Origin of the sequence: Nocardia sp. NBC_01388, assembly GCF_045040085.1 — a bacterium.
Lineage (GTDB): Bacteria > Actinomycetota > Actinomycetes > Mycobacteriales > Mycobacteriaceae > Nocardia.
This window is the reverse complement of record NZ_CP109553.1, coordinates 3933143-3958614: the sequence shown is the minus strand read 5'-3', so window position 1 is coordinate 3958614 and position 25472 is coordinate 3933143. Positions and strand designations below refer to the sequence as shown.

Sequence of the window (25472 nt, the reverse complement as noted above, 5' to 3'; positions counted from 1 at the left end):
ACGACGGCGGAGGCGCCAATGGTATTCCTGAGTCCATGACCGTCGCTCGACCGGACGAGGCGCGCCGCTCCAACCGGTCCAGTCTGCTGCGGGCGCTGCACACCGGGGGCCCCGCCACCCGGGCAGCACTCGCGACCGAGTTGGGGCTCAACCGATCCACCATCAAGATGCTGGTCGACGGCTTGGCCGAGGCCGGACTGGTGGAGGAGCGGGTGCCGCGATTGGCGCGAGGTGCGGGGCGGCCGTCGCTGCTGGTGCTGCCGCAGCCGCAGGCGGTGGTGGTGCTGGCGGTGGATGTGCGGGCCGAGCACGCGGGCATTGCCATAGTCGGATTCGGCGGGCAGATCCTGGGGCGCAACAGCTGGAATCTGCATGGGCGGCAACGGGAACCGCAGGAGGTGATCACCCACGTCGCCGAATCGGCGGCGCTACTGGCCGAGGATCTGGGACTCTCTCCGGTGGCGGCCGGGGTGTCGGTGCCGGGGGTGGTGCGCCGCGCCGACGGCCTGGTGCGCAGCTCGGAGAATCTGCGCTGGGCCGAAGTAGCGCTCGGACAGCGCATGACCGCGGTGCTGGATGTGCCCGTCGTAGTCGGCAACGATGCCGAATTCGGTGCTCTCGCAGAGCATTTGCGCGGTGCGGGCCGGGGTGCGGGTGATGCGGTCTTCGTCTCCGCGGATGTCGGTGTCGGTGGCGGCCTCATCGCCCAGGGCGCGCTGCTGCGCGGATCCGCGGGCTATCTCGGCGAAATCGGCCATATGACAGTGCGACCGGGTGGTCGCCCCTGCCACTGCGGTAATGAGGGCTGCTGGGAGACCGAGGTCGGTGAGGCCGCGCTGTGCCGTGCGCTGGGGTTGTCCGAATACGGACCGCGCGGCGCGATCGTCGCGGAATTGCGTGCGCTGCAGGACGATAGCGAGGGCAGGCTCGCCGACTACCTGGACTGGCTGATCCTCGGACTGGTCAATGTGGTGAATATTCTCGGCCCGGAACTGGTGGTCCTCGGAGACCTGTTCACCGCTCTGCCGGATGCGCTGGTGGCGCGCGTCGGCGATCAGGTGCGCCGGCGCAGCATGGTCAGCCGGGCGCACGGCGGGGTGCGCATCGAAAAGTCCCGGCTGGGAGCGGATCTGCAGCTGCTCGGCGCGGCCGAAGCCGCCTTCGAGGGCGTGCTGACGGCTTTGTGAGCCGCCGAAATGCGCGGTGGTGTTGAATTCCAGACATGGAGCGGCTCCCCGAAGACTGGCAGCGCGGACTTGTCATCGTCGCGCACCCCGATGACATCGAATACGGCGCGGCCGCCGCGGTGGCGCGGTGGACGCGGCAGGGCAAGGACATTCGCTACGTGCTGGTCAGCAGTGGTGAGGCGGGCATTGCGGGCCTGCCGCCCGCGGAGTCCGGACCACTGCGCGAAGCCGAGGAGCGCGCGGGCGCGAAGATCGTCGGCGTCACCGAGATCGACTTCCTCGGCTACCCCGACGGCCGCATCGAGGAGAGCCTCGCACTGCGCCGCGATCTGGCCGCCGCCATCCGCCGCCACCGCCCGGAACTGGTGGTGCTGTTCAACTTCGGCGACGTCTGGGCCCGCGGCTACGCCAATAGCGCCGACCACCGCGCCGTCGGCCGCGCCGCCCTCGACGCCGTCTCCGACGCCGGCAACGAATGGATCCACCCGGACCTCGCCGACCTCCCCCCGCACTCTCCCCGCTGGGCCGCCGTCTTCGGCGTAGCCGACGGCAGCCACGCCGTAGATGTCACCGACACCATCGACCTGGCCGTCGAATCCCTGACGGCCCACGCCCGCTACCTCGAAGCCCTCAGCTCCGACCCGGTAGCCACCCAGGCCCGCGCCGTCCTCGACATGGCCGCGGGCCGGAAAGAAGGCTTCCCGGCCGCCCACGCCATCAGCTTCGAGCTCTACCACTTCAGCAACTGAACCCGGTTCGGAGAGCGAGACCGATTCGGCTGGGCCGACTTGCCCGCGGTCGACTTGCCCGCGGTGTAGCGACAGCTCGCGGCGTCGATGGCGGTCTGCCAGGCCGGCGTTGTGAACAGTCGTGTTGGGCCGAGTGCCGTGGTGCGGTTGTTTGCGCGGCATGACCGCGGTGGAATGACTACCCCGATGAACTCGCAGTTCGCGGGTCCGAGGTCTGGTGGGGAAGTGCTGGAGGTGATGTGGCCCCGGCGAATCCGCTGGCTGTCGGCGTGCTTACCAGTGTTCGGGATGTTGGCGGTGGTGGTGACGCTGTGGGGGCGGCGGTGTGACATGGTGGGCTCGTGCGAGTAGCGGTGGTGGCCGGGCCTGATCCGGGACATGCGTTTCCGGCGATCGCGATGTGCCTGCGGTTGCAGGCTGCCGGTGATGATGCGGTGCTGTTCACCAGTCCGCGCTGGTTCGATGCGGCGCGCAAGGCTGGGATCGGGGTGCGGCGGCTGAAGGGGCTGGCGCCGCGGGCCGAGGATGACGATATGGATGCCGGGGCGCGGATCCACCAGCGGGCTGCGCATATTTCTACCGAGATCCTGCCGGAGCTCAGTGCCATGCTGCCGGACATGGTGGTGTCCGATGTGCTCACCGCGGGTGGCGGGATGGCGGCCGAGCGGTTGGGGTTGCCATGGGTGGAGCTGTCGCCGCATCCGCTCTATCTGCCGTCGAAAGCCTTGCCGCCCATCGGAAGTGGTCTGGCACCGGGGGAGGGCGTGCGCGGGCGGGTACGGGATTCGGTGTTGCGCACCATGACCGCGCGCGATATTCGGCGCGGTGGTGTGCAGCGGGAGCAGGCGCGTGCGAGTATCGGCCTGCCCGCGGAGGATCCGGGTCCGGCGGCTCGGCTGATCGCGACCCTGCCGGCGCTCGAGGTGCCGCGCCCGGACTGGCCCGAGGATGCGCACCTGGTCGGGCCGCTGCTGTGGGAGCCGACCGATAAGATCCTGGACCTGCCGCCGGGTGACGAACCCCTGGTCATGGTCGCGCCCTCCACGGCGCACACCGGCATCGCGGATATGGTCGCGACCGTCCTCGCGGGCCTGGAGGGCGCGGGCGTCCGCGTCGCCGTCTCCACTCTCGACACCCCGCCCGTCGGCCTCCCGCCCTGGGCCACAGCAGGTTTGGGCCGTCAGGACGAACTGCTGCGCCATGCCTCCGTCGTCATCGGCGGCGGCGGGCACGGCCTGCTCGCCAAATCCCTGCTGGCGGGCGTACCCATCGTCACCATCCCCGGCGGCGGCGACCAATGGGAACTCGCTAATCGCGCTGTCCGCCAAGGCAGTTCGATCCTGGTACGCCCGCTCACCCCGGAAGCCGTCCGCGACGCCATCAAGCAGATCCTCGACGACCCGGCCTACACCACCGCGGCCAAGTCCGCCGCCGCCGGTGCGGCAGTGGTCTCCGATCCGGTCCAGATCTGTCACGACATAGCCGAGGCGGCCCGCTAGCGACCGGCTCGGCTTCGGTGGTGGGTGGTTGCGCTGAATCAGGTGCCATCCCGGTGCGATCGGCCCCTGTTTCGCGAGTACGGCCGGTCCATCGCGGAATATTGGCGCGATCCTACGGTCGGATCGGCAGCGTTCGAGGTGGAATTCGATGCTGCGCGAAGGTTGTCGGCCTCTGCATGTCAGCCGCGGCGGGACGACGTGTACTGCGGCTTCGCTCTCGTGGCGTAGGCTCGCGGCCGTGCGATTGACGGAATTCCAGGAGCTGTTGCATACCGAATTCGGTACGGCGCGCGGGGATGCGCTGCTCATCGACCATGTATTACCGCGTATCGGGAAGACGGGGGCGCAGGCCATCGATGCCGGGGTGGATCCGCGTGAGGTGTGGCGGGCGCTGTGCTCGGAGTTCGATGTGCCGCGCGGGAGATGGTGACCGGCTAGCTGCCGGGATGCGCCTTCTTGGCGTAGTGCCGGGTCGCCTTGGCCCGATTTCCGCAGGTGGCCATGGAATGCCAGCGGCGGGCGCCGTTCTTCGAGGTGTCGTGGAACCACAGCACGCAGTGCGGATGGTCGCACTGTTTGATGCGGCCGGGCGTGGTGGCCAGCAGGTGCAGGAGATTGTCGGCGGCCAGCCAGGCCGGTAGCCATTCCGGATGCCGGACATCGGGTTCGTCGGCGGGACCGTCGGCGGTCAGCGTGCGGCGGATGCGCCCGTGCTCCAGCACCTTGTTGAGATCATCGATGGATTCACCGCGCACCGTGCGCAGAATGGCCTCGCGGGCGGTGACGACCGCACGCAATGTCGGTTCGTCGGCCACGGCGGTGAGGTTGTTGTCGGCCAGCCACCGGCGCAGTCCGTCCACATCGGTGAGCAGATCCTGCTGTCCCGCGGGAGTCATCCAGCGGGTGTTGAGCAGGTCCACGGCGAGCGGTTCGCCGAGGTGGGGGCGTGAATCGGGCACGCCCGAGGATAACCGTCCAGGACCCGGCATCGGCGGATCACCTCCCTTCTAACCGGTAACAACGAACATGGGGGTTGACAGAGGGAGAGCCCTGACCTTAAATTCTAACCAGTTAACGCAGAAATGACAGTTAAATCTTCCGGAGGGGTCCTCATGACCGCACCAGCACTCGCCACCGGCCACATCGGTCTCAATGTCACAGTTCTGGACCGCTCGGTGGACTTCTACGTCCGCGCCCTCGGGCTGGAGCAGCTCGGTTCGGGCGGCGAAGGCGCGCAGCGCTTCGCCTTCCTGGGCACGGCAGGTCAGCTCCAGCTGACGCTGTGGCAGCAGAGTGACGGTGAATTCTCGACGAAAACACCGGGCCTGCACCATCTTTCATTTCAGGTCGACAGCATCGACAAGGTCCGCGAGGTGGAAACGGTGCTGAAGGAATTGCAGGTGACCTTCGCCCACGACGGTGTTGTCGCGCACGGTGAGGGCTCGGCGTCTGGTGGCATCTTCTTCACCGATCCGGACGGCATCCGGCTCGAGGTATTCGCGCCCACCGGCGCCGAGCGGGCTCCCGCGCCGAGCGGCGCGGCCCCGACGTGTGGGTTCTTCTGAATCGAAATATCTTCGGCTGCTGCGGAATTCGCAGTCGACGCTGACAGGAGTGCACAGTGACCGTCGCCTATCACCCGGGAGAACTGGCCGTCCAGCAGCGGATGGGCCAGGCCGATACCGCGCAGCGGGTCGGGCGGATGATCAGTCCCCACATTCCTGATGCCGCAGCCGATTTCCTGGCCCGGCAGCCGATGGTCGTGGTGGCCGCCACCGATGACGCGGGCCGGCTGTGGGCGAGCCAGCTCACCGGGCTGCCGGGATTCGCGAGGGCGCTCGACGACCGGATCATCGAGATCGACGCGCGCCCGGTACCGGGCGACCCGCTGGCCGAAGCACTGCGCAGCCCAAGGTATCTCGGCATGATCGCGCTGCAACCGCAGCTGCGGCGGCGCATGCGGGTGAACGGCACCGCGGAACCCACCGCGACGGGGCTGCGCGTAATCACCGATCAGGTGTACTCCAACTGCCCGAAATACATCTCTCGCCGCAATGTCGAGCAGTGGTCGGAGAGCGGGCCGGTGGCTGTGCGGCGAGCAGGCGCTCTCGATACCGCGCAACAGCAGGCGATCTCGGCGGCGGACGCCTTCTTCATCGCCTCCGCCGATCCGGACGGCAATGCCGATGCCTCCCATCGCGGCGGCAATCCCGGCTTCCTGCAGGTGCTTTCCCCGATCCACCTGCGCTGGCCGGACTACCGCGGCAACTCCATGTTCATGACCCTGGGCAATATCGCCGCCGACCCGCGCTGCGGACTGCTGGTCCCGGATTGGCGTACCGGTGGCACCTTGCAGCTCACCGGCACCGCCGAAATAACCTGGGAAGAAACCGCATTCACCCCCGGCGCGCAGTGCGCCATCGACTTCACCCTCACCCGGGTGATCGAGATCTCCGGCGCGAGCTCACTGCGCTGGAGTGCGCCCGAACTCTCGCCCGCCAATCCCTGAGAGGATTCCCCTCATGCGTCCCCCACTGCCACCCTTCGATATGGAATCGGCCACGATCAAGGTCCGTGCCGCCGAGAATGCCTGGAACACCCGCGATCCCGAGATCGTCGCGCAGGCGTACACCGAGGATTCGGTGTGGCGCAATCGCGATGAGTTCATCACCGGCCGCGCGGAGATCGTGGAGTTCCTGAAGCGTAAGTGGGCCACCGAAAACGGCTATGCACTGCGCAAGGAACTGTGGGGCACCCGCAACAATCGCATGGCCGTGCGCTTCCAGTACGAGTGGCACGACGACTCCGGGCAGTGGTGGCGCAGTTACGGCAATGAGCTGTGGGAGTTCAGCCCCGAGGGTCTCATGTCCCGGCGTGAGGCCAGTATCAACGACACCCGGATCGAGGAATCCGAGCGGCGCATCTTCGGCCCGCGCAGCGCGGAGGACACAGAGTGGTCGCTACCGCTCGAATAGTACTGAGCCCGCTCGAGTAGGGCTGACACGGAAACAGGGACCCCAGCGTACTTCGAAGCAGGGGCCTCCCAGCATATTTCGCTGCTGGGAGGCCCCTGCCCGGTCTCAGTCGGCGGGTGGGCGCATCGGTCTGCGACAGCACCGCCTGAAGCTGCCTCAGTCGATGAGCACCGCGTCCGCCGGGATTGCCGCGGGTACGTCTACCCGTGCCCGCCGGAACAGGGCGAATGCGGCTACACCGAGGGTCAGTCCGACAGCTGCCGCAACCGTCACCGCGGCGTCGAGCCCACTCACGAAGTCCGACAGCGGCATTCGTCCCGCATCACCGGCGACATCGCGGAATACGGTGCCCAGCACCGCGACTCCCAGTGCGAGCCCCAGTTGCCGTGCCGTATTCACCGCACCGGCGGCGGTTCCGCCCTGCTGCGGTGACACGGCGGCCATGCCGGTCGAGACCAGGGCCGGGGCATTGACGCCGATGCCCGCGCCGATCACCACGAAGCCGGGAACCATGGCGACCCAGGAGGATCCGGTGCCGATCAGGGTCAGCAGGCCGGAGCCCGCGCCGACCACGATCAGGCCCGCGCCGATGGTCCATTCGGGGCGTGCGTCGTGCAGTACCCGGCCGGTGAGCCCGGCGACCAGGAATGCGGTCGCGGCCATGGGCAGCATGGCCAGGCCCGCGTTCAACGGGGTCATGTGCAACTGCTGCTGCAACCACAGCGAGAGCAGCGGCATGGTCGCGAAGGCGGCGAAGGTCTGGCCCGAGGCGCTGAGCAGAGTCGCCCCCAGCGTCCGGTTGCGCAGCAGCGACAGCGGGAACATCGGTGCGGCAACCCGGGATTCGATCATCGCGAAGATCACCACGGCGGCCACGCCGGCCGCCAGCGCCAGCAGTGCGCCGCCATCGCCCCAGCCGTGTTCGCCGCCGCGGATGATGCCGAAGGTCACGCCCGCGGCCGCGAGGGTGAAGGCCAGCATGCCGGGCACATCCACATCACGACCCGGATGCCGCTGCGAAGCGGGAAACACCATGGCGGACAACACGATCGTCACCGCCGCGATGGGCAGGTTCACGAAGAAGATCCAGCGCCAGGACAGCAGATCGGTCAGCACGCCGCCGAGGACCACGCCGATTCCGGCCGCCGCACCCGAGACCGCACCCCAGGTGCCGAAGGCGACGCCACGATCACGCCCGGTGTAAGTGGCGTGCAGCAGCGACAGCGTGGTCGCGAACATCGCCGCGCCGCCGACGCCCTGGAAGATGCGCGCGGCCACCAGCACCGGTGCATTGTCGGCGATGCCGCAGATCAGCGAGGCGATCGCGAACAGCGCGAGTCCGGCCAGATAGACCTGCTTGGCACCTACCCGGTCGGCGAGCGAGCCGAGTGCCAGCAGCAGTGCGGCCAGCGCCAGCGCGTAGCAGTCGACGATCCACTGCAGTCCGGACAGGCCGGTGCCGAGATCGGCGGACATGTCCGGTAGTGCCACATTCACGATGGTCACGTCTATGAGCAGCATCAAGGTGCCGAGGCACGCCGCGAACAGGGGTAGCCATTTCCGCACGGGAACCTCCAAAAGAGAACGAACGATTTCGTCTCCTAGCCTCCGCGATGGTTGGTATATCTACCTAGCAGTGGCGGCAAATCCGCTAGAATCCTCCTATGGAGGATGAATACATCGAAGATTCCGACATGCTCGATGTCCTCGACAAGCAGATCGTGCACGCACTGACCGCCGATGCGCGGATCCCTTTCGCCAGGCTCGGCGCGATCCTCGACATCTCGGAGCAGACCGCCGCGCGCCGGTATCGATCACTGCGCCGCCGCGGCATGATTCACGTTTCCGGGCAGGTGAATTCGGTGCCGCTCGGGCACACCAAATGGCTGCTGCGGATCAGGTCCACGCCCAGCCGCGCGCCGGTGCTGGCCGAAACGCTCGCTCGGGTACCGGATCTCAGCTGGGTTTCCCTGCTCTCCACCGGCTACGAGGTGTTCTGCACCGGCCGGCCGCGCTCGGCCGAGCGCCGAGATGAACTGCTGTTGCGCCTGATTCCCCGCGTCAGCGATGTGCTCGAACTGAGTGTGCACGAATCGATGCGGCAGTTTCCGCTCGCCGATGAGTGGCCACGCTATGGGCGGCTGCTCAGTGCTCGGCAATTGAGCGAACTCGGTCCCCGGCCCAGTCTGTGGGAGCCCTCCGGGCCGGAATCGCCGGTGACGCTCTCCCGCGAGGACGGGATCATGCTGACCATCCTCGGTCGCGACGGCCGCGCGCCCTATGCGCAGATCTCCGCGGCCACCGGGTGGAGCGCGACCCGGGTGGCGCGGCGTATGAGCGAGCTCGTCGAATCGGGGGTGCTGTACTTCGATCTCGACTTCGCCATGGGGGCAATGGGTTACAACGCCCGCGCACTGCTGTGGATGCGGGTGCGCCCGGGGGATCTGGAGAAGGCGGGCCTCACCATTGCCGCCTATTCGGAGGTCGCCTTTCTCTCGGCGATCAGCGGGCCCGCGAATCTCTTCGCCTCCGTGGCCTGTCGCGATACCGCTCATCTGTACCGGTTCGTCACCGAGCGGCTCGGCTCGCTCGAGGGGATCGGCGATGTCGAGGTGACGCCTGCGCTACGGACCTACAAGCAGTCGCAGACGCTGCTCGACGTGCACCGCCCCGGCGTCGTGCCGTCACTATGAGGTGTCCACCCGATGACTTCGAGGTGAGATCCGCGTGTCGGGTGGCGCGTTGCTTGCGTCGAACACCTGTTCGTCTAAGCTCGGCGTCGGAACTTGTCGGTGCCGCCCTCTAACGTGGGCGCCAACCACAGAATGAGACTCACCCGTCGAGAAGGGGACCACGATGGCACCACAGGCATTCGATCGCGACAAGGCACTCGAGTTGGCGTTGGCGCAGATTGAGAAGGGCTTCGGCAAGGGCGCCGTCATGCGCCTGGGCGATGAGACCCGCCAGCCCATCGCCGTGATTCCGACGGGATCCATCGCGCTGGACGTCGCGCTCGGCATCGGCGGTCTGCCGCGCGGCCGCATCGTCGAGGTCTACGGTCCGGAATCCTCCGGTAAGACCACCGTCGCCCTGCACGCGGTGGCGAACGCGCAGGCTCAGGGCGGTGTGGCGGCGTTCATCGACGCCGAGCACGCGCTGGATCCCGATTACGCCAAGAAGCTCGGCGTCGATACCGACGCACTGCTGGTCTCCCAGCCCGACACCGGTGAGCAGGCGCTGGAAATCGCCGACATGCTGGTCCGCTCCGGCGCCATCGACATCATCGTCATCGACTCGGTCGCCGCCCTGGTGCCGCGGGCCGAGATCGAGGGCGAGATGGGTGACAGCCACGTCGGCCTGCAGGCCCGCCTCATGAGCCAGGCGCTGCGCAAGATGACGGGCGCCCTGAACAATTCGGGCACCACCGCCATCTTCATCAACCAGCTGCGCGAGAAGATCGGCGTCATGTTCGGCTCGCCCGAGACCACCACCGGTGGTAAGGCGCTGAAGTTCTACGCCACCATCCGTCTGGACGTCCGCCGCATCGAGACTCTCAAGGACGGCACCGACGCGGTCGGTAACCGCACCCGCGTGAAGGTCGTCAAGAACAAGGTGGCCCCGCCGTTCAAGCAGGCCGAGTTCGACATCCTCTACGGGCACGGCATCTCCAAGGAGGGCTCGCTCATCGATATGGGTGTCGAGCACGGCTTCGTCCGCAAGTCCGGCTCCTGGTACACCTACGAGGGCGATCAGCTCGGCCAGGGCAAGGAGAACGCCCGCAAGTTCCTGCTCGAGAACACCGATGTGCGTGACGAGATCGAGAAGAAGATCAAGGAGAAGCTCGGCATCGGCGCAGTCGTCACCGCCGACGCCGCCGAGGCCCCGGCCGACTTCTAGTCGATGACCGATCGGAACGCCTCCGGGTCCCGGCCCACTTCGCCGGGACCCGAAAGTTCCCGCCTCGACGCGGTGGAACGCCTGCGCCGCCAACTGGATTCACTGGCAGCCCGCGGCCGCACCCCCGCCTCGAAGCGCTACGACTCCGACCCCTGGGCCGCCTCCAGCCGCTGGACCGAGTCCGCCCCACCCGCCCAGCCCAGCACTCCCGAAGAGCCCGCGCCACGAGAAGACTCCCGCATCCGCGAGGAGTTCTCCTCCCGCAGCGCGGCGGACTTCCGCGACGGGTCCAACTCGCGCGACCGGTCCGGTTCTCGTGGCGGATCCGGTTCTCGTGCCGGGTCTGACTCGCACGATAGGTCTGAGTCGCGTGGCGGGTCCGGTCTTCGTGACGAGTCCGAATCGCGTGGTGGGTCCGCGCCGCGCCGCGGGTCCAAGTCTCGCGATGGGTCCAAGTCGCGTGATGGGTTCGGCGATGAGGCCGATTTCTGTGAAGAGCCCGGTGATCGCAGGCAGTCCGCGGGCCGCGGCAGATCGCGCTCTCGCGCCGAGGCTGATTCCGGCATCGGGCCGGATTCCGATGCGGGATTCGACTCCGAAGAGCAGTCGTCACAACGTCGTTCGCCGGATGCCGGTCGGCATCGGCCGGATGGGCAGCGAGAGGAAGCGCCGCCCACTTCGGGCGATGCCGGCCGGTCCATTACCGACCCCGACTCCTACTTCGCGGATGACCGCTCGCGCCGACGCGGGCGATCCAGGAACTCGCGGGACGCGGAAACCGGTATCGGCGAAGCGAATTCCGGCTTCTCCGACGACGAGGAATCCTCGCGCGACCGTCGTCCCCGCCGTGGCCGCGGCCGTCCCGGTGTTGTCGAACCGCTGCCCGGCGGCGGCACCGATGCGCAGGCCAAAGAAATCTGCCTGCGCCTACTCACCGACCGTGCCCGCAGCCGCTTCGAGCTGTCGGATCGCCTGGCCGCCAAGGGTTTCTCCGTCGAGGTGGCGAACCGCGCCCTCGACCGCCTCACCGAGGTCGGCCTGGTAGACGACGCCGCCTTCGCCCAGCAGTGGGTCTACTCCCGCCACACCTACTCCGGCAAGGGCAAAAAGGTCCTCACCGAGGAACTCCGCCGCAAAGGCATAGCCCCCAACCTCATCGAAGAGTCCCTCTCCACCATCACCCCCGACGACGAGCGCGCCCGAGCCATAGACCTGGTAGCCCGCAAAGCCCGCACCCTCCCCGCCGGCCTGCCCCGAGACAAGGCCACCAGCCGCCTGGTAGGCATGCTCGCCCGCAAAGGCTACGACCCCTCCACCGCCTACTCGGTAGTCTCCGCCGAACTCTCCACAGCCGCCTTCCCCGAACCCCGCGGGCAGGAAAAACCCCGCCGACTCGCGAGGCCGAACCGCCCACAAACTCGCACCACCAGCGACTCGGACGACGGCGCCCCCACCCACGATTCGAACCCATCGCCAGACCTCGCCTCGGACGATGCAGACCCCTCGGCAACCTCAGCTGCCGATGATCAGGAAGCCGCCGCCGCCCTGATCCGCCGCAAAATCCGCTCCCTCCCCCCAAACCTCGACCGCGACAAAGCAACCCGCCGCCTCGTAGCCATGCTCGCCCGCCGCGGCTACACCCCCTCCACCGCCTACTCCGTAGTAAAACAAGAGCTCGCAGCCGCCAACTTCGTGTAGCCAAATTCCGCGAGAGCCACTGGCAGCCGGAACCAAGCAGCGCGTGACCATCCCCACCCCGCACAGCTCACGCCACCAGCAACGCGCGAACTCCCGGCGTCGGCCCTCTCTCATCGAGCAGGAACTGACGGCAGAGTCTTCTCGCACAACGCCGCCACCAGTTCCTGATGATCTTGACCATCGAGAGGGCTCTCAGGTGGCCTTCCACGTGTCGCCACCACCAGTGCCCTCTCGATGCAATGGGCGACTGTCTGCGGCTAATTCTGTTGTGGTGCGGCTGGATTCTATATATGAGTGGGTTGTGCAGCAGTTGCTAACGCTGGCGGGGGTCGTGCTCGGTGCGGGGGCGACGTTCGTGGTGACGATGATGAACGAGCGGGCGAAGTGGCGGAGGGGGCAGGACACTCGGTGGGATGACAAGCGGCTTGCCGCCTACAGCGAGTACGCGAATTCGCTGAAACAGTATGTGCAGGTTTCGTATCGACTGGCAGCAGCGCGCGATTACCCTGCGGTGGCGCTGCCGATCGATATCGATACGGGTATGCGGCTATTGGCTGAGGCGGAAGCGGACAAGACCGTCAAGTGGGAAACCGTTCTGCTGCTGGGGTCTCCAGAAGCGGTGGCTGCGGCACGCAGTTGGAACCGGGCGGCATGGGAGCTCGGCTGGCCGGCGCGGGGGCATGCCATCGAGCATGCGGAATACGTTCGCCTGTACTCCGAAATGGGGCGAAGGAGAAACGAATTCTATGAGTGCGCTCGTGCGGATCTCGGTGTGCGGAGCGGAACTCTCCCGCCTGGCGATCGGCCGTGGCTGCCCCCGGCTGTTGCTGAGCAAACGGCTTGATGGGTGGACGATGCGGCGCCAGGATTGCCCATGTGGTTGATGATTTGGCAGCGGCGTTCGGGGCGTATCCCCGCAAGGCGGTGCTGGATCGGTGCCCGCACTGTGGGCCGCCGGTGCGGGTGGATGAGTGTGATCTGTTCTGGCTCACCATCAAGCTCGGCAATACGGTCGGTGGGCGTCAGGATGTGAAGGCGCTGCTACCGATGTTGTTCGAGCGATTGATTACCTCGGATGAGCTGGATGCCGGGATTGTTTTGGGGAAGTTGGGGCAGGAGCAGTGGGGGAGTTGGCCGTTGGGGGAGCAGCGGGCGGTTGAAGAGTTTCTGGATGCGGTGTGGCATCGGGTGCTGGGTGAGTTTCCGGCTCGGGTCGGAGTGTTCACGGGCGCACGGGAGTTCCTCGATGGGGTGGCGTCGGCGGGGATCGGCCCGGCGCGGTATCTGGTCGCGTGGGAGAACATTGCCGGTTGCTCGGCGGACCGCCATCTGGCCGCGCTGGTGAACGAGATGGTTCGGATATCGGACTCGAAGGATGCGATAGCCGCGTGGGTCCGGCGAGAAGCTGTGCGGGAGAGGTTGTTCCGGGCCTACGAGCGCGATCACGCGGCTGCATGGGCGGATGACTTCGCGCGAGCGTATGACCTCGCGTGCCTGTTGTGAAGCGCGGCGCTGTGGCAGGGTGGTGAAAGCTGGCGGCTCAGTGGACTATTCGGCCGCGGAGACGGGCCACGGCGGGGCCACGGCGGGGGTGGCGGGTGCCGGCTGGGCTCACAGGGCGAGGGGTGGCCACGCGGGGGAGGGGGAGGCGTGGAGAGGATGCGGGCTCGCGGCGGAGGGCGTTGGCCAGGCGGGTGCGGGCGTCTTGCATCAGCAACGTGCCCAGGGCTGCGGCGAGGGCGGTGCAGAGAGCCGCGAGGGGGGTGAGGACCGCGACCGTGATCAGGCCGAGGAGGAATTGTCTTCGGGCTCTGTCCTCTTCGCTCATATAGAGCAGTATGCGAGGAAAGATTGCCGGTTGTCCGAGGCTCGGGGACATTGGCCCCAACTCGGAGCTGACGTGAGCTGCAACATGCCCCAGCCCCCGGGGTAGCGGCGCACCGGCCCCAGTACGAGCGATGCGCGAGCGGGGAGAGCGGGTGCACGAGTCTCGGGTGCGACGGTGCACGGGTGAGGGCGGACAGTCGTTCGGGGAGAACGAGATGTGCCTCAGTGGCATTCGGCAGGGGCTGGGCATGAGGAACTGCGGAGCGGGATGTGCCCCAGCCCGGGAATCACACTCCCCCCCGGGCTGAGGCACGGGGAGCTAGGGGCGGGTTGCGCCGGTCAGGTCCATGCCCGGTGCGCCGGTGGTGATGTTGGCGCTCACTACGGTCGATCCGCGTTTGCGGGTGCGCAGCCAGCGTTCGAGCTGGGTGGCTACGACGCTGAGGGTGTAGTTGAGGGTGATCATGATGGCGGCGATCACCAGTAGGGCGGGGACGGTGTTCTGTTCGGCGGCACCGAGTTGTTTGCCGGCGCGGACCACTTCCACGAACGTGATCTGGTAGCCCAGCGCCGAATCCTTCAGTGCCACCACCATTTGCGAGACCAGCGCGGGCAGCATGGCGGTAATGGCCTGGGGGAGCAGGATTACGCGCATGACCTGGTTCTTGCGCAGGCCCAGCGCGACGGCCGCCTCGGACTGCCCCTTCGGCAGCGAGCGAATGCCCGAGCGCACGATCTCGGCGATGACCGACCCGTTGTAGATGGTCAGCGCGGTCACCACCGCCGCCAGCGCCAGCTGATCGGAGGGGAAGAGGTTCTTGGTCGAGAACAGTGCGAACAGGAAGATCATCAGGATCAGCACGGGGATGGCCCGCGCGATCTCGACCACGGCGCCCGCGACCACCCGCACGATCCGATGCTCGGACAGGCGCAGAATGCCGAACACCATGCCGATCACCAGTGCGAAGACGATCGACAGCACCGCCGCCTCGATGGTCCCGCGCAGACCCGGCAGCAGGTACGTGGACCAGATCTGCCCGTCCACGAACGGTTTCCACTTGGCGGCCTCGAACTGGCCCTTGCTGTCGAGGGCGTGCAGCACGAACCAGGCGGCCGCGGCCAGCACCACCACCACGCCGACCGAGTACAGCCGGTAGCGCAGCCGGGCCTTGGGCCCCGGGGCGTCGTAGAGGACCGAAGCCGAGCTCATCGGGCTACCTCGTATCGTTTGGCCAGCCAGCCGAAGAGCAGGCCGGTGGGCAGGGTGAGGACGACGAAGCCGAGCGCGAAGATCGCGCCGATGGCCAGCGGAGCGGCCTCGTTCTCGTTCATGGTGTCCATGAGCAGCGCGGCCTCCCCGACACCGATCACCGATGCGACGGTCGAATTCTTGGTGAGCGCGATGAACACGCTGCCCAGCGGCGCGATGACGGCGCGAAAAGCCTGCGGCAGCACCACGAGTCGCAGATTCTGCAGGAAGGTGAAGCCCAGCGAGCGCCCCGCCTCCGACTGCCCCAGCGATACCGTATTGATGCCGGCGCGCAGCGATTCGCAGACGAAAGCCGCTGTGTACACACTCAATCCGAGAACGGCGAACCGGAAGTTGTTTTCCGCCAAATCATTCGGCCCGGCCGGCGCCAGTTTCACACCGAGCGTGGTGTACAGCCCGATCGAGCAGAAGATGATGATCAGCGTCAGCGGCGTATTGCGAAAGGTATTCACGTACGCCGTGCCGAGCCAGCGGGCGACCGGCATCGGCGACACCCGCATGGCGGCGATGATCGTGCCGAGAATCAGCGCCAGCACCGCGGAATACGCCGTCAGTTTGATGGTCACCCAGAACGAATCCAGCAGCTGGGTCTGATATTTCGAGATCAAGTCGAACACGGCGTCCGCGCCCCTCCGATCGCAGTAACTCTGAGTGCAGTAACTACTGAAAGCCGAAGCGTGCCGGGCGAATCACCGCCCGGCACGCGATATCAACTCAGTACCGATCGACCTGCGGCGGCGCGGGAACCTGGAATCCGGTTCCGGCGAAGTTCTTTTCGAGCGCCGTCTTCCACGCACCGGTGGAGATCATGGCGTCGATTGCGTCATTGATCTTGGTGCGGGATTCGGTATCGCCCTTCTTGACGCCGATGCCGTACTTCTCGACGGTGAACGGCGCGCCGACCACCTTCAGCGCACCCGGATTCTGCGCCGCATAACCGCGCAGAATCACATCATCGGTGGTGACAGCATCCACCGAACCGGACTTGAGCGCCTCCACACACAGCGAGTAGGTGTCGTACTCCTGCAGCTGAACTTCCTTGGCGTACTTGTCCTTCACATTCTGCGCCGGGGTCGAGCCCTTCACCGAGCACAGCTTCTTATTGCCGTTCAGCGAGTCCGCGCCGGTGATATCGGTATTGTCCGCACGCACCAGCAGCGACTGCCCGGTCAGCAGATAGGGCCCCGCGAAATCGACCTTCTCCTTGCGCGTATCGGTGATCGAGTAGGTGGCGGCGATGAAATCGACCTGCCCGTTCTGGATCAGCGTTTCGCGCTGCGCGGACGGCGCCTCCTTGAACGTGATGTTCTCCGGCTTCACGCCCATCTTGTCGGCGACGAACTTGGCCACATCCACATCGAAGCCGCTGAACGAGCCGTCCTTATTGTGCAGGCCCAGACCCGGCTGATCGTATTTGATTCCGACGGTGAGCTTTCCGTCGGCGGCGTGCTGACTGGCGGTCTTATCGCTGCCGCCACCACATCCGGTGGCGACGACCGCCAGGGCAACCGCCCCGGCGGCAACCTTGAGCACGTTATTGAGCCTCATCGAAAATCCTATTCTGTAGGGAGAGCAGGTCAGTGGCTGAGGATCTTGCCGAGGAAATCCCTGGCGCGTTCCGATTTCGGTGCGGTGAAGAATGATTCGGGCTCGGTGTCCTCGACGATCTGCCCGTCGGCCATGAACAGCACCCGATTGCCGGCCCGGCGCGCGAACCCCATTTCGTGGGTGACCACCACCATGGTCATGCCGTCCTTGGCGAGCTGCACCATCACATCCAGGACCTCCGACACCATTTCCGGGTCGAGTGCGGAGGTCGGCTCGTCGAACAGCATCACCTTGGGATCCATGGCGAGCGCCCGCGCGATGGCAACACGCTGCTGCTGTCCGCCGGACAGCTGCGCCGGATACTTGTCCGCCTGTTCGGCGATGCCCACCCGCTCCAGCAATTCCATGGCGCGGGCGCGGGCGGTCGTCTTGTCCAGGCCGCGCACCTTCACCGGCGCCAGCATGACGTTTTCGACAATCGTCTTGTGCGCGAACAGATTGAAGGACTGGAACACCATGCCGACATCGGCCCGCAGCTTGGCCAGGGCCTTGCCCTCATCGGGCAGCCGCACCCCGTCGATGGCGACCTCACCGGAGTCGATCGTCTCCAATCGATTGATGGTGCGGCACAGGGTCGACTTGCCGGAACCGGAGGGTCCCACCACGATCACGACCTGCCCGGCGGGCACTTCGAGATTGATGTCACGCAGCACGTGCAGCGAGCCGAAGTGCTTGTCCACACTCCGCATCGAAATCATCGGCGCGGACTTGCTGACGGATACAGGCGCGTCGGTCATGAATTGTGACCTTAGAGGCACTGTGCCCGAAATGCTCGTCTTTGGTTCCAGCATCGGTACCTTGCGCCGAGTCGACACCCGCCCGTAACCCCGGCTGGGCAGCGATTACCCTGGTTGGGTGAATTCGTTGGGGCAGGTTTCAGCACGTGGCGCGGTAGCCGAGCGCGATAGCGAGCAGGAAGCGCGAACCTATGAGGTGCGCACGCACGGCTGCCAGATGAACGTGCACGATTCCGAACGCCTTTCCGGACTGCTCGAAGACGCCGGATATGTGCAGGCCAACCCCGGTGTGATCGCGGATCTGGTGGTCTTCAACACCTGTGCGGTGCGCGAGAACGCCGACAACAAGCTGTACGGCACGCTCAGCCATCTCGCGCCGATCAAGGCCGAGCGCCCCGGCATGCAGATCGCGGTCGGCGGCTGTCTCGCGCAGAAGGACCGCGACACCGTCGTCAAGAAGGCGCCGTACGTGGATGTGGTGTTCGGCACCCACAACATCGGCTCGCTGCCGGTGCTGCTGGAGCGGGCCCGCCACAATGAAGAAGCCCAGGTCGAGATTATCGAATCCCTGGAAGCCTTCCCCTCCACGCTGCCCGCCAAGCGCGAATCCGCGTACGCCGGCTGGGTGTCGATCTCGGTGGGCTGCAACAACACCTGCACCTTCTGCATCGTCCCGGCCCTGCGCGGCAAGGAGGTCGACCGCCGCCCCGGTGATGTGCTCGCCGAGGTGCAGGCGCTGGTCGACCAGGGTGTGCTCGAGGTGACCCTGCTGGGTCAGAACGTCAATTCCTACGGTGTCTCCTTCGCCGACCCGAACGAGGAGCGCGACCGCGGCGCCTTCGCCAAACTGCTGCGCGCCTGCGGCACGATCGAGGGCCTGGAGCGGGTGCGCTTCACCTCCCCGCATCCGGCCGAATTCACCGATGACGTCATCGAGGCCATGGCCGCCACCCCGAATGTCTGCCCGCAGCTGCACATGCCGCTGCAATCGGGCTCCGACCGGGTGCTCAAGGCCATGAAGCGGTCGTACCGCAGCGCCAAATTCCTCGGCATCATCGACAAGGTGCGTGCCGCCATGCCGCACGCCGCCATCACCACCGACATTATTGTGGGCTTCCCCGGCGAGACCGAGGAGGACTTCCAGGCGACCCTGGATGTGGTGCGGCAGGCGCGGTTCACCAGCGCCTTCACCTTCCAGTACTCCATCCGCCCCGGCACTCCCGCCGCGGATATGCCCGATCAGCTGCCGAAGGAAGTCGTGCAGGAGCGCTATATGCGACTCATCGAACTGCAGGAGCAGGTCTCCCTCGAAGGCAATCAGGCGATGGTCGGCACCACGGTCGAGCTGCTGGTCGCCGAGGGCGCGGGCAAGAAGAACGCGGCCACCGCGCGCATGAGCGGTCGCGCCCGGGACGGCCGTCTGGTGCACTTCCGCCCGACGGCGGACCTGCCCGCGGGTGCGGAGATTCGCCCTGGCGACATCATCACCGTCGAGATCACCGGTGCCGCCCCGCACCATCTGATCGCCGACGCCCCCGTGCAGACCCACCGCCGCACCCGCGCCGGTGACGCGCACGAGCTGGGCATCACCCCGAAGACCGCACCCATCGGCGTCGGCCTCGGCCTGCCGCAGATCGGCGCGCCGATCGTGGTGGAAACCGCCGCGGCGGGCTGCGGTTCCGAGTGTGGAGCCTGACGGGTCGAGTGCGGTCGGTGGTCCGCAATCACGCGGTCGATCGGCAGCGCCCCGCGGTCAATCCGACACCGCGTAGTAGGGCGGATCGGTGCGGGAGCATGATGGGTCGACACCCCTCCAGGACGACTCAGGATCACAGCGTATGACCGAGCATCAGCCCACCGGCCCCGACGAGGCTCGCGAGCCGAGCGACGCGCGACCGGAAGATCAAGCCGCACAGCCCGATTCGGCGTCGACACCGGCGCCCGAAGCGAACGAGGAGAGCATGAAGCCGGCCGAGAACAGTCAGGACTTCGAGCAGTTCCGGGACGACCTCGAAGCGGTGGAGCGCAAGATCGCGGGCGAGATCGATCCGGGCGTGCGCGCCATGGTGGTCGCCGGTGCGGTGTTCGTGCTGCTGCTCTCGATGGTGCTGCCGCATGCCGGTCATGCCCGCGGCTTCGACGTCATCATGTACGACGCCGCCGCCAAGGCCGAGCACATCGGGCTGCCGTCCCGCGTTTTCGAATGGTTCGTGCTGGTCTTCGGCATCGGCTTCTCACTGCTCGCCCTGATGACCCGCCGCTGGGCACTGGCCTGGATCGCGGTCGCCGGGTCCGCCGTCGGCAGTGTGTTCGGCGTCTTCTCCATCTGGCATCGCAACACCCCGGGCCTGAACAACTATCACGGTGCGGGACCCGGCTTCGGCCTGATCCTGTCCGCCATCGCCATTGTGGTGCTGACCTTCCACTGGGTGCGCGTGGTGTGGGGCCGCACCTCCGTGCACCTGGCCGCCGAGGAGCAGCGCCGCCTGGCCGCCGCCGCAGCCGAGGAAGCCAGTCGCCGCCGCCTGTTCGGCGAATAAGCGAACAAAAGGCCCGGCGGTCACCGAATTCGGTGACCGCCGGGCCTTTTTCGTGCGCTACCCAGTTTTCGTGTGCTTCTCAGAGCGGCTCGGCCATGGTTTCCGGTCGATACGCCAGACCGGCGAACATGGCCGCGATGCCGACGACCACCATGTAGATCCAGCCCGCCCGGAATTCCCCCAGGGTCCGCTGCGTGCCCTCGCCGAGTATCGCCATGAGGATCGCGACGCCGAGCGCCGAAGCGGTCTGCCGCGCCATCATGAGGGTCCCCGACCCCAGCGAGATCTGATCGGCGGGCAGCAGCGCCGCGGATCCGAACAGCGGCGGCTGCAGCAGTGCGGTGCTGGCTCCGGCGAGCACACTGCCGGGCAGTATGACCAGCGCATACGAATCGGTGAACCCACTGCTCACCACCCACCACGCGCAGCCCACCGCCAGACTCGCACCACCCAGTGCGGCCGAGGCGCGAGCCCCGACCCAGGCGATGAAGCGCCCGGAGAACGGTGAGAGCACCAGGCAGCTGATCGGCATGGGCGCGACGCCGAGGCTGGCCTCCAGCACCGAGTAGTGCCAGTGCTCGGTCAGGAACAGTGTCGCCTCCAGAATCATGGCGGCGAAAGCCAGGTAGTAGCAGAACACTCCGAAGGTGGCGGTGCGGAAAAGCTTGTGCCGCAAGACGACCGGACTCACCACCGGATCCGGATGGTGCTGCACGTGCCAGGCGAACCAACCCGTCAGCACGACGGCGGCAGCGAGACAGCCGAGCGTGGCCGGACCGGTGTACCCCCAGGTGGAGGCCTGTACGAACACCGTCGTGAAGCCCGCGGTCGCGCCGAGAATCAACAGCGCGCCGAGCAGATCCAGCCGTCGCTCGGCGTGCAGCTTGATATCGGGCAGCACCACCATGCCGAGAATGAAGGCCACCAGCGTGAATGGCACATTCAGGAAGAAGATCCAGCGCCACCCGGCCTGGAGGAGCAGGCCGCCCAGCACCGGTCCGCTGGCCGCACCGGCGGCCGCGATGGCGGTCCAGATGCCCATGACGGTGGCGTGTTCCCGGCGCGGGAAGCTGGGGAGCACCAGCCCCAGGCCGGTCGGCACCAGGAGTGCGGCGGCCGCGGCCTGCACCACCCGTGCCGCGATGAGCGTCCCCAGTGTGGGGGCGAAACCGCAGGCGATCGAGGCGAGCCCGAAAAGTGCTATGCCGATGAGGAATCCGCGCTTGCGGCCGGTGTCGTCGGCCAGTCGCCCGGCCGGTACGAGCAGCGCCGCCATCACGATGGTGTAGGCGTTCAGCGTCCACGACACCGCGCTGGTGGAGGTCCCGAAGGTCGCCTGCAGGGTCGGGAAGGCGACGGTCACCGCGAAAAGGTCGAGGATGGCGAGGAATTGGGCAATGCCGGCGATGGCCAGGATCTGCCACCGCCGGGAGTTCGGCGCATCCTGCGGTTGCTGCCGCAGCGCTGCTTCCCGTTCGGTCGTTGTCGTCATGATTCGACTATGCGACCTGGGGATTCCCGCGAACAGTGGCAGGAATGCCATGATGCGCTAGGATTCTGACATGGACCAGAACGGCTCCGGAACCCGAACCGCCCCCGGCACGCTCGCGGTCGCCGTGGCGCCGGGTATGCCGATTTTCGAGGTAGCCATTCCCTATCAGGTGTTCTACGAGCCGCCGCTGGGCGTCGATCCGGACTCCTGGTATCGCTTCCAGCTCTGCGGCCCGTGTGGCACCCGGTCGGCGGAACTGCGCGATCCGTTCGTGGCATTGACCGATCACGATTACGACGATCTGGTCCGCGCGGATACCGTCATCGTCCCGTCCGTGCCGAATGTGCGCGAGGACCCGCCCGCCGATCTGGTGGAGGCCGTTCGCGCGGCCTACGAGGCCGGCGCCCGCGTCGCCTCGCTGTGCACCGGAGCGTTCGTCCTGGCGGCCGCGGGGCTGCTCGACGGGCGGCGCATGACCACGCACTGGCGGCATATCAGCGCGCTCTCCGAACGCTTTCCGCACCTCGAGGTCGATCCGTCGGTGCTCTATATCGACGATGGCCGCATTCTCACCAGTGCGGGCACCATGGCGGGAATGGACCTGTGCATCCACCTGATTCGCAAGGATCTGGGTTCGGGGGCCGCCAATGCCGCCGCCCGCTATCTGGTGGTGCCGCCGCACCGGGCGGGCGGCCAAGCGCAGTATCTGGAATCGCCGGTCCCGGTCTACCCCGACGACAGCGGCCTGTCGGCCACGCTGCAGTGGGCCATTCACCGCCTGGATCAGCCGCTCACCGTCTCGGATCTGGCCAAGCACGCCAATACCAGCGAACGTACCCTCGCCCGCCGTTTCCATGCCGAACTGGGCGGCACCCCGCTGCAGTGGCTGCTCACCCAGCGGCTGATCCGGGCCCGGGAACTGCTGGAGGCCAGTGACTTTCCCGTCGACGCCGTGGCCGAACGCTGCGGTCTCGGCACCGCCGCCAACCTGCGCGCGCATTTCGGCCGCGAGGTGGGTGTCTCACCGAGTGAGTACCGCCGCTCTCATCGCGCCAGCAGGCATGAGGTCGTCACCGGTTGAGATCGGTTGCGTCGCTGAGAGAGTCGGCCAGGATGTAATCGGCCAGCAGCCCGTACCTGTCAGGATCGATGCCGTCGTCCAGCGGCACCGCCACGGCGACCGTGCCCTCCTCCTCGCCGACGAACAGGGCCGGATCATTGCAGTCCGCGAAACCGATCGCATCCAGACCCGCCTGTGCCGCTCCGCCGCACCAACCATGATCGGCGACAACAAGATCCGGCATCTGTGCGCCGGTGTGCGCCAGCTCCGCGAGCACGATCTGCACCGGCTCGGCCGAGTGCGTATGGATCGGGCCGCCCGGATCGTGCAGCGTCGCGACCCCCAGAAAGAAGTCGACCTCCAGCCGCTGCATGCCGTACCGCGTCTCACCGTTGTAGCCAAGTCCCGCACCGGCATTCACCACCGTGCCGCCCGCCTCCTCCAGCGCCGCGGCCAGTAGCTGATAGAACGGCCCCAGCGTGCGCGGATGCCCGGTCGCGAACAGCACCCGCTGCCGATCCCGCAGCGCCACCCGGAATCTCGCGGCATACCGGTCCAGCGCCGCGGCCGTCAGCTCCGGATCGATGGTGTCCACCCCCCGCCGAAAATTCAGTCGCGGACTCACCCCCACCTTTCGCGCCATCAACTCCAGCACCGCATCCGCGGTCCACTGCGGCCCCGGATCCAGCCCGAACAAATAATCCGGATCCCGATGCGCCAGCAGCAGATAATGCAGCAGATTGTTCTCCCGAGGCGTGGCCACCCGCCCCGCCATTCCGGTCGCCAGCAGATGCGCGATAAGTGCTTCCCGGTTCGGTGCCATTCCGCGAGCCTAGCGCCGCTCCCCAACCAGCGCTGGTTTCATTTGCCCCCCAAGGGAATCCACCTGCCCCGCCGACCGGTGGGAACGCGCATCGCGCCGCCGCCAGTCGTCTCGCGCTGGATGCTAGCCCCTCCGATGACATCGACGAGGGAGCTCGCCGCGCTGGCCGCAGGGGCGCAGCCGAGCAGTGCCGGCGCTCGCGCCAGGCCGACAGCGCGCGCTTGCGTCCCTGGCCGTCAAAGGAAATGCCTGCCCCGTCATCCCGGCATGCTTTTGGCCGGGATCCAACACCGGCTGCGCTCCAACAGGTTTCTGTGGATCCCGGCCAAAAGCGCGCCGGGATGACGAGGGGCTTTGACTCGCCGGGATGACGAGGAGCTTGCACCCGCCGGGATGACGAGGGGCTTTGACTCGCCGGGATGCCGAGGAGCTTGCACCCGCCTGGATGACGAGGGGCTTTGACTCGCCGGGATGCCGAGGGGCTTGGACTCGCCGGGATGACGAAGGGCTTCGACCCGCCGTGATTGCGAGGAGCTTGGACCCGCTCGTATGACGGGTGCTTCTCGCCGGGCAGGCCGACGAAACCGCCCGGGTTGCCGAGGGCGTCGAGCCGCGCGAACCGACGAAAAGGGCCTGGGCCGACCGTATTCGGTCGCCCAGGCCCTTCTCGTGGTTGTGCTCAGCGCTGGCTGACGGCGCCTTCGGCGGCTTCGGCCCATTCGCGCCACTGCTTGGCCTGTTCCAGGGCCTTTTCGGCATCGCGGGTCTTGCCTGCGGCCTGGGCTTTTGCGGCCTGTTCCTCGAATTGGGCTACGCGCTCGCGGAATTGGGCGGCACGGGCCATGGCTTCGGGGTCCGAGCGGCGCCACTGGGCGTCCACGGCGTCGCGGACGCGCTTTTCGACGGCACGCAGGCGGGCCTCGAGATCGTGGATGCGCTCGCGCGGGACCTTGCCGATGGCGTCCCACTTCTCCTGCAGATCGCGCAGGGAAGCGCGGGCGGCGTCCAGATGCGTTTCGGGATCGAGCCTTTCGTAGTGCAGCAGCAGCTCTTCCTTGGCTGTCGCATTGTCCTCGAATTCGGCATCACGCTCGGAGGCGGCAGAATTGCGGGCCGCGAAGAACACGTCCTGTGCGGCCTTGAAGCGCTTCCACAGCTGCTCGTCCGCCTCGCGGGGGGCGCGGCCGGCGGCCTTCCACTCGGCCAGCAGATCTCGGAAGACGGCGGCGGTGCCGGCCCAGTCGGTGGAACTGGAGAGCTCCTCGGCCCGGACGCACAGCCCTTCCTTGTGGGTCTTGGCGGACGCGCGCTCACGATCGAGTTCGGCGAAGTGCGCGCCCCGGCGGCGGTTGAATGCCTCGCGCGCCTTGGAGAAGCGCCGCCACAGCGCATCGTCGACCTTGCGATCCACGCCGCGAATGGTCTTCCACTCGTCGAGGATCTCGCGCAGCCGATCGCCCGCGACCTTCCACTGAGTGGATTCGGCGGCGATCTGCTCGGCTTCGGCGGCCAGCGCCTCTTTGCGCTCGGTTTGCTCGTGCCGGGAGCGGTCCTTCTCCTCCTTGGCGTGTGCGGCTGCCTCGTCGGAGTGCTCGATAATGGCCCGCAGCCGGGTAGTGAGGCCGTCGATATCACCGATGACAGCAGCGGTCGGCAATGTTTCGGCAAGCGCGGTCGCGGCGGCCTTGGTCTTGCGGGCGTCGGTACCGGCCGCGAGCCGGGCCTCCAGCAGTGCCACCTCGGTGGCGATATCGTCGAAGCGGCGGCCGAAGTGGGCCAGGCCCTCGGCGGTATCGCCGGCCTGCCAGGAGCCGACCACCCGCTCGCCCTCGATGGTCTTGACCCAGGCGGTGCCGTCCTCGTCGACCCGTCCCCACTGGCTGGGGTCGCTCACGGCGGGGACCACCACCGGATGCGGATGCGGAGTCGCCGCGCCGGGAGTGGGCTTGACGGCGTGTGGTTTCGGGGCTTCCGGCTTGCGCGGCCCGGGCCCCGGACGGGGACCGGCGACAGTGGCCGGTGACGGTCGAGCGGCGGCGCCGGGCACAGGCGTCGGGGCCGACTCCGGTTGGGTAGCCTTTTCGTTTCCGCTGTTCTCGGTCATCGCTCC

The 25472-nt window shown here is 67.2% G+C and carries 23 protein-coding genes and 2 pseudogenes; 16 read left to right on the top strand and 9 right to left on the bottom strand.

Going from position 1 to position 25472, the window contains the following annotated elements; translation table 11 throughout:
* The first annotated feature begins 35 nt into the window (after positions 1–35).
* From OG716_RS19620 to OG716_RS19605, 4 genes are all read left to right on the top strand, one after another.
* Complete coding sequence (locus OG716_RS19620; RefSeq protein ID WP_405138958.1) at positions 36–1187, top strand: ROK family protein; 1152 nt, start codon at positions 36–38, stop codon at positions 1185–1187.
* 35 nt (positions 1188–1222) lie between these two features.
* Positions 1223–1936 carry a PIG-L deacetylase family protein gene (locus tag OG716_RS19615; RefSeq protein ID WP_405138957.1) on the top strand — a complete coding sequence of 238 codons (714 nt, stop codon included), beginning with the start codon at positions 1223–1225 and terminating at the stop codon, positions 1934–1936.
* 341 nt (positions 1937–2277) lie between these two features.
* The gene (locus OG716_RS19610; RefSeq protein WP_405138956.1) at positions 2278–3435 is read left to right on the top strand and encodes a glycosyltransferase; all 1158 of its coding nucleotides are present in this window, start codon (positions 2278–2280) and stop codon (positions 3433–3435) included.
* A gap of 238 nt (positions 3436–3673) precedes the next feature.
* A complete protein-coding gene (locus OG716_RS19605; RefSeq protein ID WP_327145005.1) occupies positions 3674–3865 on the top strand; it encodes a DUF3046 domain-containing protein in 192 nt (63 codons plus the stop codon).
* A 4-nt stretch (positions 3866–3869) separates the two neighbouring features.
* Here the strand turns inward: OG716_RS19605 and OG716_RS19600 are convergent, their stop codons facing one another.
* Positions 3870–4394, bottom strand: coding sequence for a CGNR zinc finger domain-containing protein (locus OG716_RS19600; RefSeq protein WP_405138955.1), 525 nt, complete (start codon positions 4392–4394; stop codon positions 3870–3872).
* A gap of 153 nt (positions 4395–4547) precedes the next feature.
* Between OG716_RS19600 and OG716_RS19595 the strand changes: the two genes are divergently transcribed.
* The 3 genes from OG716_RS19595 (at position 4548) to OG716_RS19585 (ending at position 6410) form a co-directional block, all read left to right on the top strand.
* Positions 4548–5000, top strand: coding sequence for a VOC family protein (locus OG716_RS19595; RefSeq protein WP_405138954.1), 453 nt, complete (start codon positions 4548–4550; stop codon positions 4998–5000).
* A 101-nt stretch (positions 5001–5101) separates the two neighbouring features.
* Entirely contained in the window at positions 5102–5944 is an 843-nt protein-coding gene (locus OG716_RS19590; RefSeq protein ID WP_405139780.1) for a pyridoxamine 5'-phosphate oxidase family protein, read from the top strand.
* Between the two features lie 13 nt (positions 5945–5957).
* Positions 5958–6410: a nuclear transport factor 2 family protein gene (locus tag OG716_RS19585; RefSeq protein ID WP_405138953.1), complete on the top strand. Its 453-nt coding sequence runs from the start codon at positions 5958–5960 to the stop codon at positions 6408–6410.
* A gap of 156 nt (positions 6411–6566) precedes the next feature.
* Here the strand turns inward: OG716_RS19585 and OG716_RS19580 are convergent, their stop codons facing one another.
* The gene (locus OG716_RS19580) at positions 6567–7976 is read right to left on the bottom strand and encodes an MFS transporter (protein ID WP_405138952.1); all 1410 of its coding nucleotides are present in this window, start codon (positions 7974–7976) and stop codon (positions 6567–6569) included.
* Between the two features lie 98 nt (positions 7977–8074).
* Between OG716_RS19580 and OG716_RS19575 the strand changes: the two genes are divergently transcribed.
* From OG716_RS19575 to OG716_RS19550, 6 genes and pseudogenes are all read left to right on the top strand, one after another.
* Complete coding sequence (locus tag OG716_RS19575; RefSeq protein ID WP_405138951.1) at positions 8075–9103, top strand: Lrp/AsnC family transcriptional regulator; 1029 nt, start codon at positions 8075–8077, stop codon at positions 9101–9103.
* Positions 9104–9266: 163 nt separating this feature from the next.
* On the top strand, positions 9267–10307 hold the full coding sequence (recA, locus tag OG716_RS19570; protein ID WP_355129631.1) for a recombinase RecA: 1041 nt from the start codon (positions 9267–9269) through the stop codon (positions 10305–10307).
* A gap of 783 nt (positions 10308–11090) precedes the next feature.
* Positions 11091–11657, top strand: a pseudogene (gene recX, locus OG716_RS19565) (recombination regulator RecX); the annotation flags it as partial.
* 183 nt (positions 11658–11840) lie between these two features.
* Positions 11841–12005, top strand: a pseudogene (locus OG716_RS19560) (recombination regulator RecX); the annotation flags it as partial.
* A 301-nt stretch (positions 12006–12306) separates the two neighbouring features.
* Positions 12307–12849, top strand: a complete 543-nt coding sequence (locus OG716_RS19555; RefSeq protein WP_405138950.1) for a hypothetical protein — start codon at positions 12307–12309, stop codon at positions 12847–12849.
* Entirely contained in the window at positions 12846–13508 is a 663-nt protein-coding gene (locus OG716_RS19550) for a hypothetical protein (protein WP_405138949.1), read from the top strand. Before OG716_RS19555 ends, OG716_RS19550 begins: the two co-directional genes overlap by 4 nt.
* 643 nt (positions 13509–14151) lie before the next feature.
* Here the strand turns inward: OG716_RS19550 and OG716_RS19545 are convergent.
* The 4 genes from OG716_RS19545 to OG716_RS19530 form a co-directional block, all read right to left on the bottom strand.
* Entirely contained in the window at positions 14152–15042 is an 891-nt protein-coding gene (locus tag OG716_RS19545; RefSeq protein WP_405138948.1) for an amino acid ABC transporter permease, read from the bottom strand.
* Positions 15039–15719: an amino acid ABC transporter permease gene (locus tag OG716_RS19540; protein ID WP_405138947.1), complete on the bottom strand. Its 681-nt coding sequence runs from the start codon at positions 15717–15719 to the stop codon at positions 15039–15041. The genes OG716_RS19545 and OG716_RS19540 overlap by 4 nt, the downstream gene beginning before the upstream one ends.
* 97 nt (positions 15720–15816) lie before the next feature.
* A complete protein-coding gene (locus OG716_RS19535; RefSeq protein WP_355129641.1) occupies positions 15817–16650 on the bottom strand; it encodes a glutamate ABC transporter substrate-binding protein in 834 nt (277 codons plus the stop codon).
* Positions 16651–16679: 29 nt separating this feature from the next.
* Positions 16680–17408 (bottom strand): amino acid ABC transporter ATP-binding protein, encoded by a 729-nt coding sequence (locus OG716_RS19530; protein WP_327146478.1) that lies wholly within the window; start codon positions 17406–17408, stop codon positions 16680–16682.
* A gap of 166 nt (positions 17409–17574) precedes the next feature.
* Between OG716_RS19530 and miaB the strand changes: the two genes are divergently transcribed.
* Together miaB and OG716_RS19520 are read left to right on the top strand one after the other, a co-directional pair.
* Positions 17575–19143 (top strand): tRNA (N6-isopentenyl adenosine(37)-C2)-methylthiotransferase MiaB, encoded by a 1569-nt coding sequence (miaB, locus tag OG716_RS19525; RefSeq protein ID WP_405139777.1) that lies wholly within the window; start codon positions 17575–17577, stop codon positions 19141–19143.
* A 265-nt stretch (positions 19144–19408) separates the two neighbouring features.
* Positions 19409–19987 (top strand): hypothetical protein, encoded by a 579-nt coding sequence (locus OG716_RS19520; RefSeq protein WP_405139775.1) that lies wholly within the window; start codon positions 19409–19411, stop codon positions 19985–19987.
* 79 nt (positions 19988–20066) lie between these two features.
* On the opposite strand, the gene OG716_RS19515 is transcribed toward OG716_RS19520, so the two are convergent.
* A complete protein-coding gene (locus OG716_RS19515; protein WP_405138946.1) occupies positions 20067–21479 on the bottom strand; it encodes an MFS transporter in 1413 nt (470 codons plus the stop codon).
* A gap of 70 nt (positions 21480–21549) precedes the next feature.
* Between OG716_RS19515 and OG716_RS19510 the strand changes: the two genes are divergently transcribed.
* The gene (locus OG716_RS19510; protein WP_405138945.1) at positions 21550–22560 is read left to right on the top strand and encodes a GlxA family transcriptional regulator; all 1011 of its coding nucleotides are present in this window, start codon (positions 21550–21552) and stop codon (positions 22558–22560) included.
* Here OG716_RS19510 and OG716_RS19505 read toward each other — a convergent pair.
* Both OG716_RS19505 and OG716_RS19500 read right to left on the bottom strand, forming a co-directional pair.
* A complete protein-coding gene (locus OG716_RS19505) occupies positions 22550–23362 on the bottom strand; it encodes a phosphatase (protein ID WP_405138944.1) in 813 nt (270 codons plus the stop codon). The genes OG716_RS19510 and OG716_RS19505 overlap by 11 nt on opposite strands.
* Positions 23363–24041: 679 nt before the next feature.
* A complete protein-coding gene (locus tag OG716_RS19500; RefSeq protein ID WP_355129649.1) occupies positions 24042–25466 on the bottom strand; it encodes a DUF349 domain-containing protein in 1425 nt (474 codons plus the stop codon).
* Positions 25467–25472: the final 6 nt, after the last annotated feature.

Excerpts from the sequence above, each read along its gene's own strand:
- OG716_RS19620 (WP_405138958.1), top strand. The coding sequence starts at position 36 with ATGACCGTCGCTCGACCGGACGAGGCGCGCCGCTCCAACCGGTCCAGT.
- OG716_RS19615 (WP_405138957.1), top strand. The coding sequence starts at position 1,223 with ATGGAGCGGCTCCCCGAAGACTGGCAGCGCGGACTTGTCATCGTCGCG.
- OG716_RS19595 (WP_405138954.1), top strand. The coding sequence starts at position 4,548 with ATGACCGCACCAGCACTCGCCACCGGCCACATCGGTCTCAATGTCACA.
- OG716_RS19590 (WP_405139780.1), top strand. The coding sequence starts at position 5,102 with ATGGGCCAGGCCGATACCGCGCAGCGGGTCGGGCGGATGATCAGTCCC.
- OG716_RS19585 (WP_405138953.1), top strand. The coding sequence starts at position 5,958 with ATGCGTCCCCCACTGCCACCCTTCGATATGGAATCGGCCACGATCAAG.
- OG716_RS19575 (WP_405138951.1), top strand. The coding sequence starts at position 8,075 with ATGGAGGATGAATACATCGAAGATTCCGACATGCTCGATGTCCTCGAC.
- recA (WP_355129631.1), top strand. The coding sequence starts at position 9,267 with ATGGCACCACAGGCATTCGATCGCGACAAGGCACTCGAGTTGGCGTTG.
- OG716_RS19545 (WP_405138948.1), bottom strand. The coding sequence starts at position 15,042 with ATGAGCTCGGCTTCGGTCCTCTACGACGCCCCGGGGCCCAAGGCCCGG.
- OG716_RS19535 (WP_355129641.1), bottom strand. The coding sequence starts at position 16,650 with ATGAGGCTCAATAACGTGCTCAAGGTTGCCGCCGGGGCGGTTGCCCTG.
- OG716_RS19530 (WP_327146478.1), bottom strand. The coding sequence starts at position 17,408 with ATGATTTCGATGCGGAGTGTGGACAAGCACTTCGGCTCGCTGCACGTG.
- OG716_RS19520 (WP_405139775.1), top strand. The coding sequence starts at position 19,409 with ATGAAGCCGGCCGAGAACAGTCAGGACTTCGAGCAGTTCCGGGACGAC.
- OG716_RS19515 (WP_405138946.1), bottom strand. The coding sequence starts at position 21,479 with ATGACGACAACGACCGAACGGGAAGCAGCGCTGCGGCAGCAACCGCAG.
- OG716_RS19510 (WP_405138945.1), top strand. The coding sequence starts at position 21,550 with ATGGACCAGAACGGCTCCGGAACCCGAACCGCCCCCGGCACGCTCGCG.
- OG716_RS19505 (WP_405138944.1), bottom strand. The coding sequence starts at position 23,362 with ATGGCACCGAACCGGGAAGCACTTATCGCGCATCTGCTGGCGACCGGA.
- OG716_RS19500 (WP_355129649.1), bottom strand. The coding sequence starts at position 25,466 with ATGACCGAGAACAGCGGAAACGAAAAGGCTACCCAACCGGAGTCGGCC.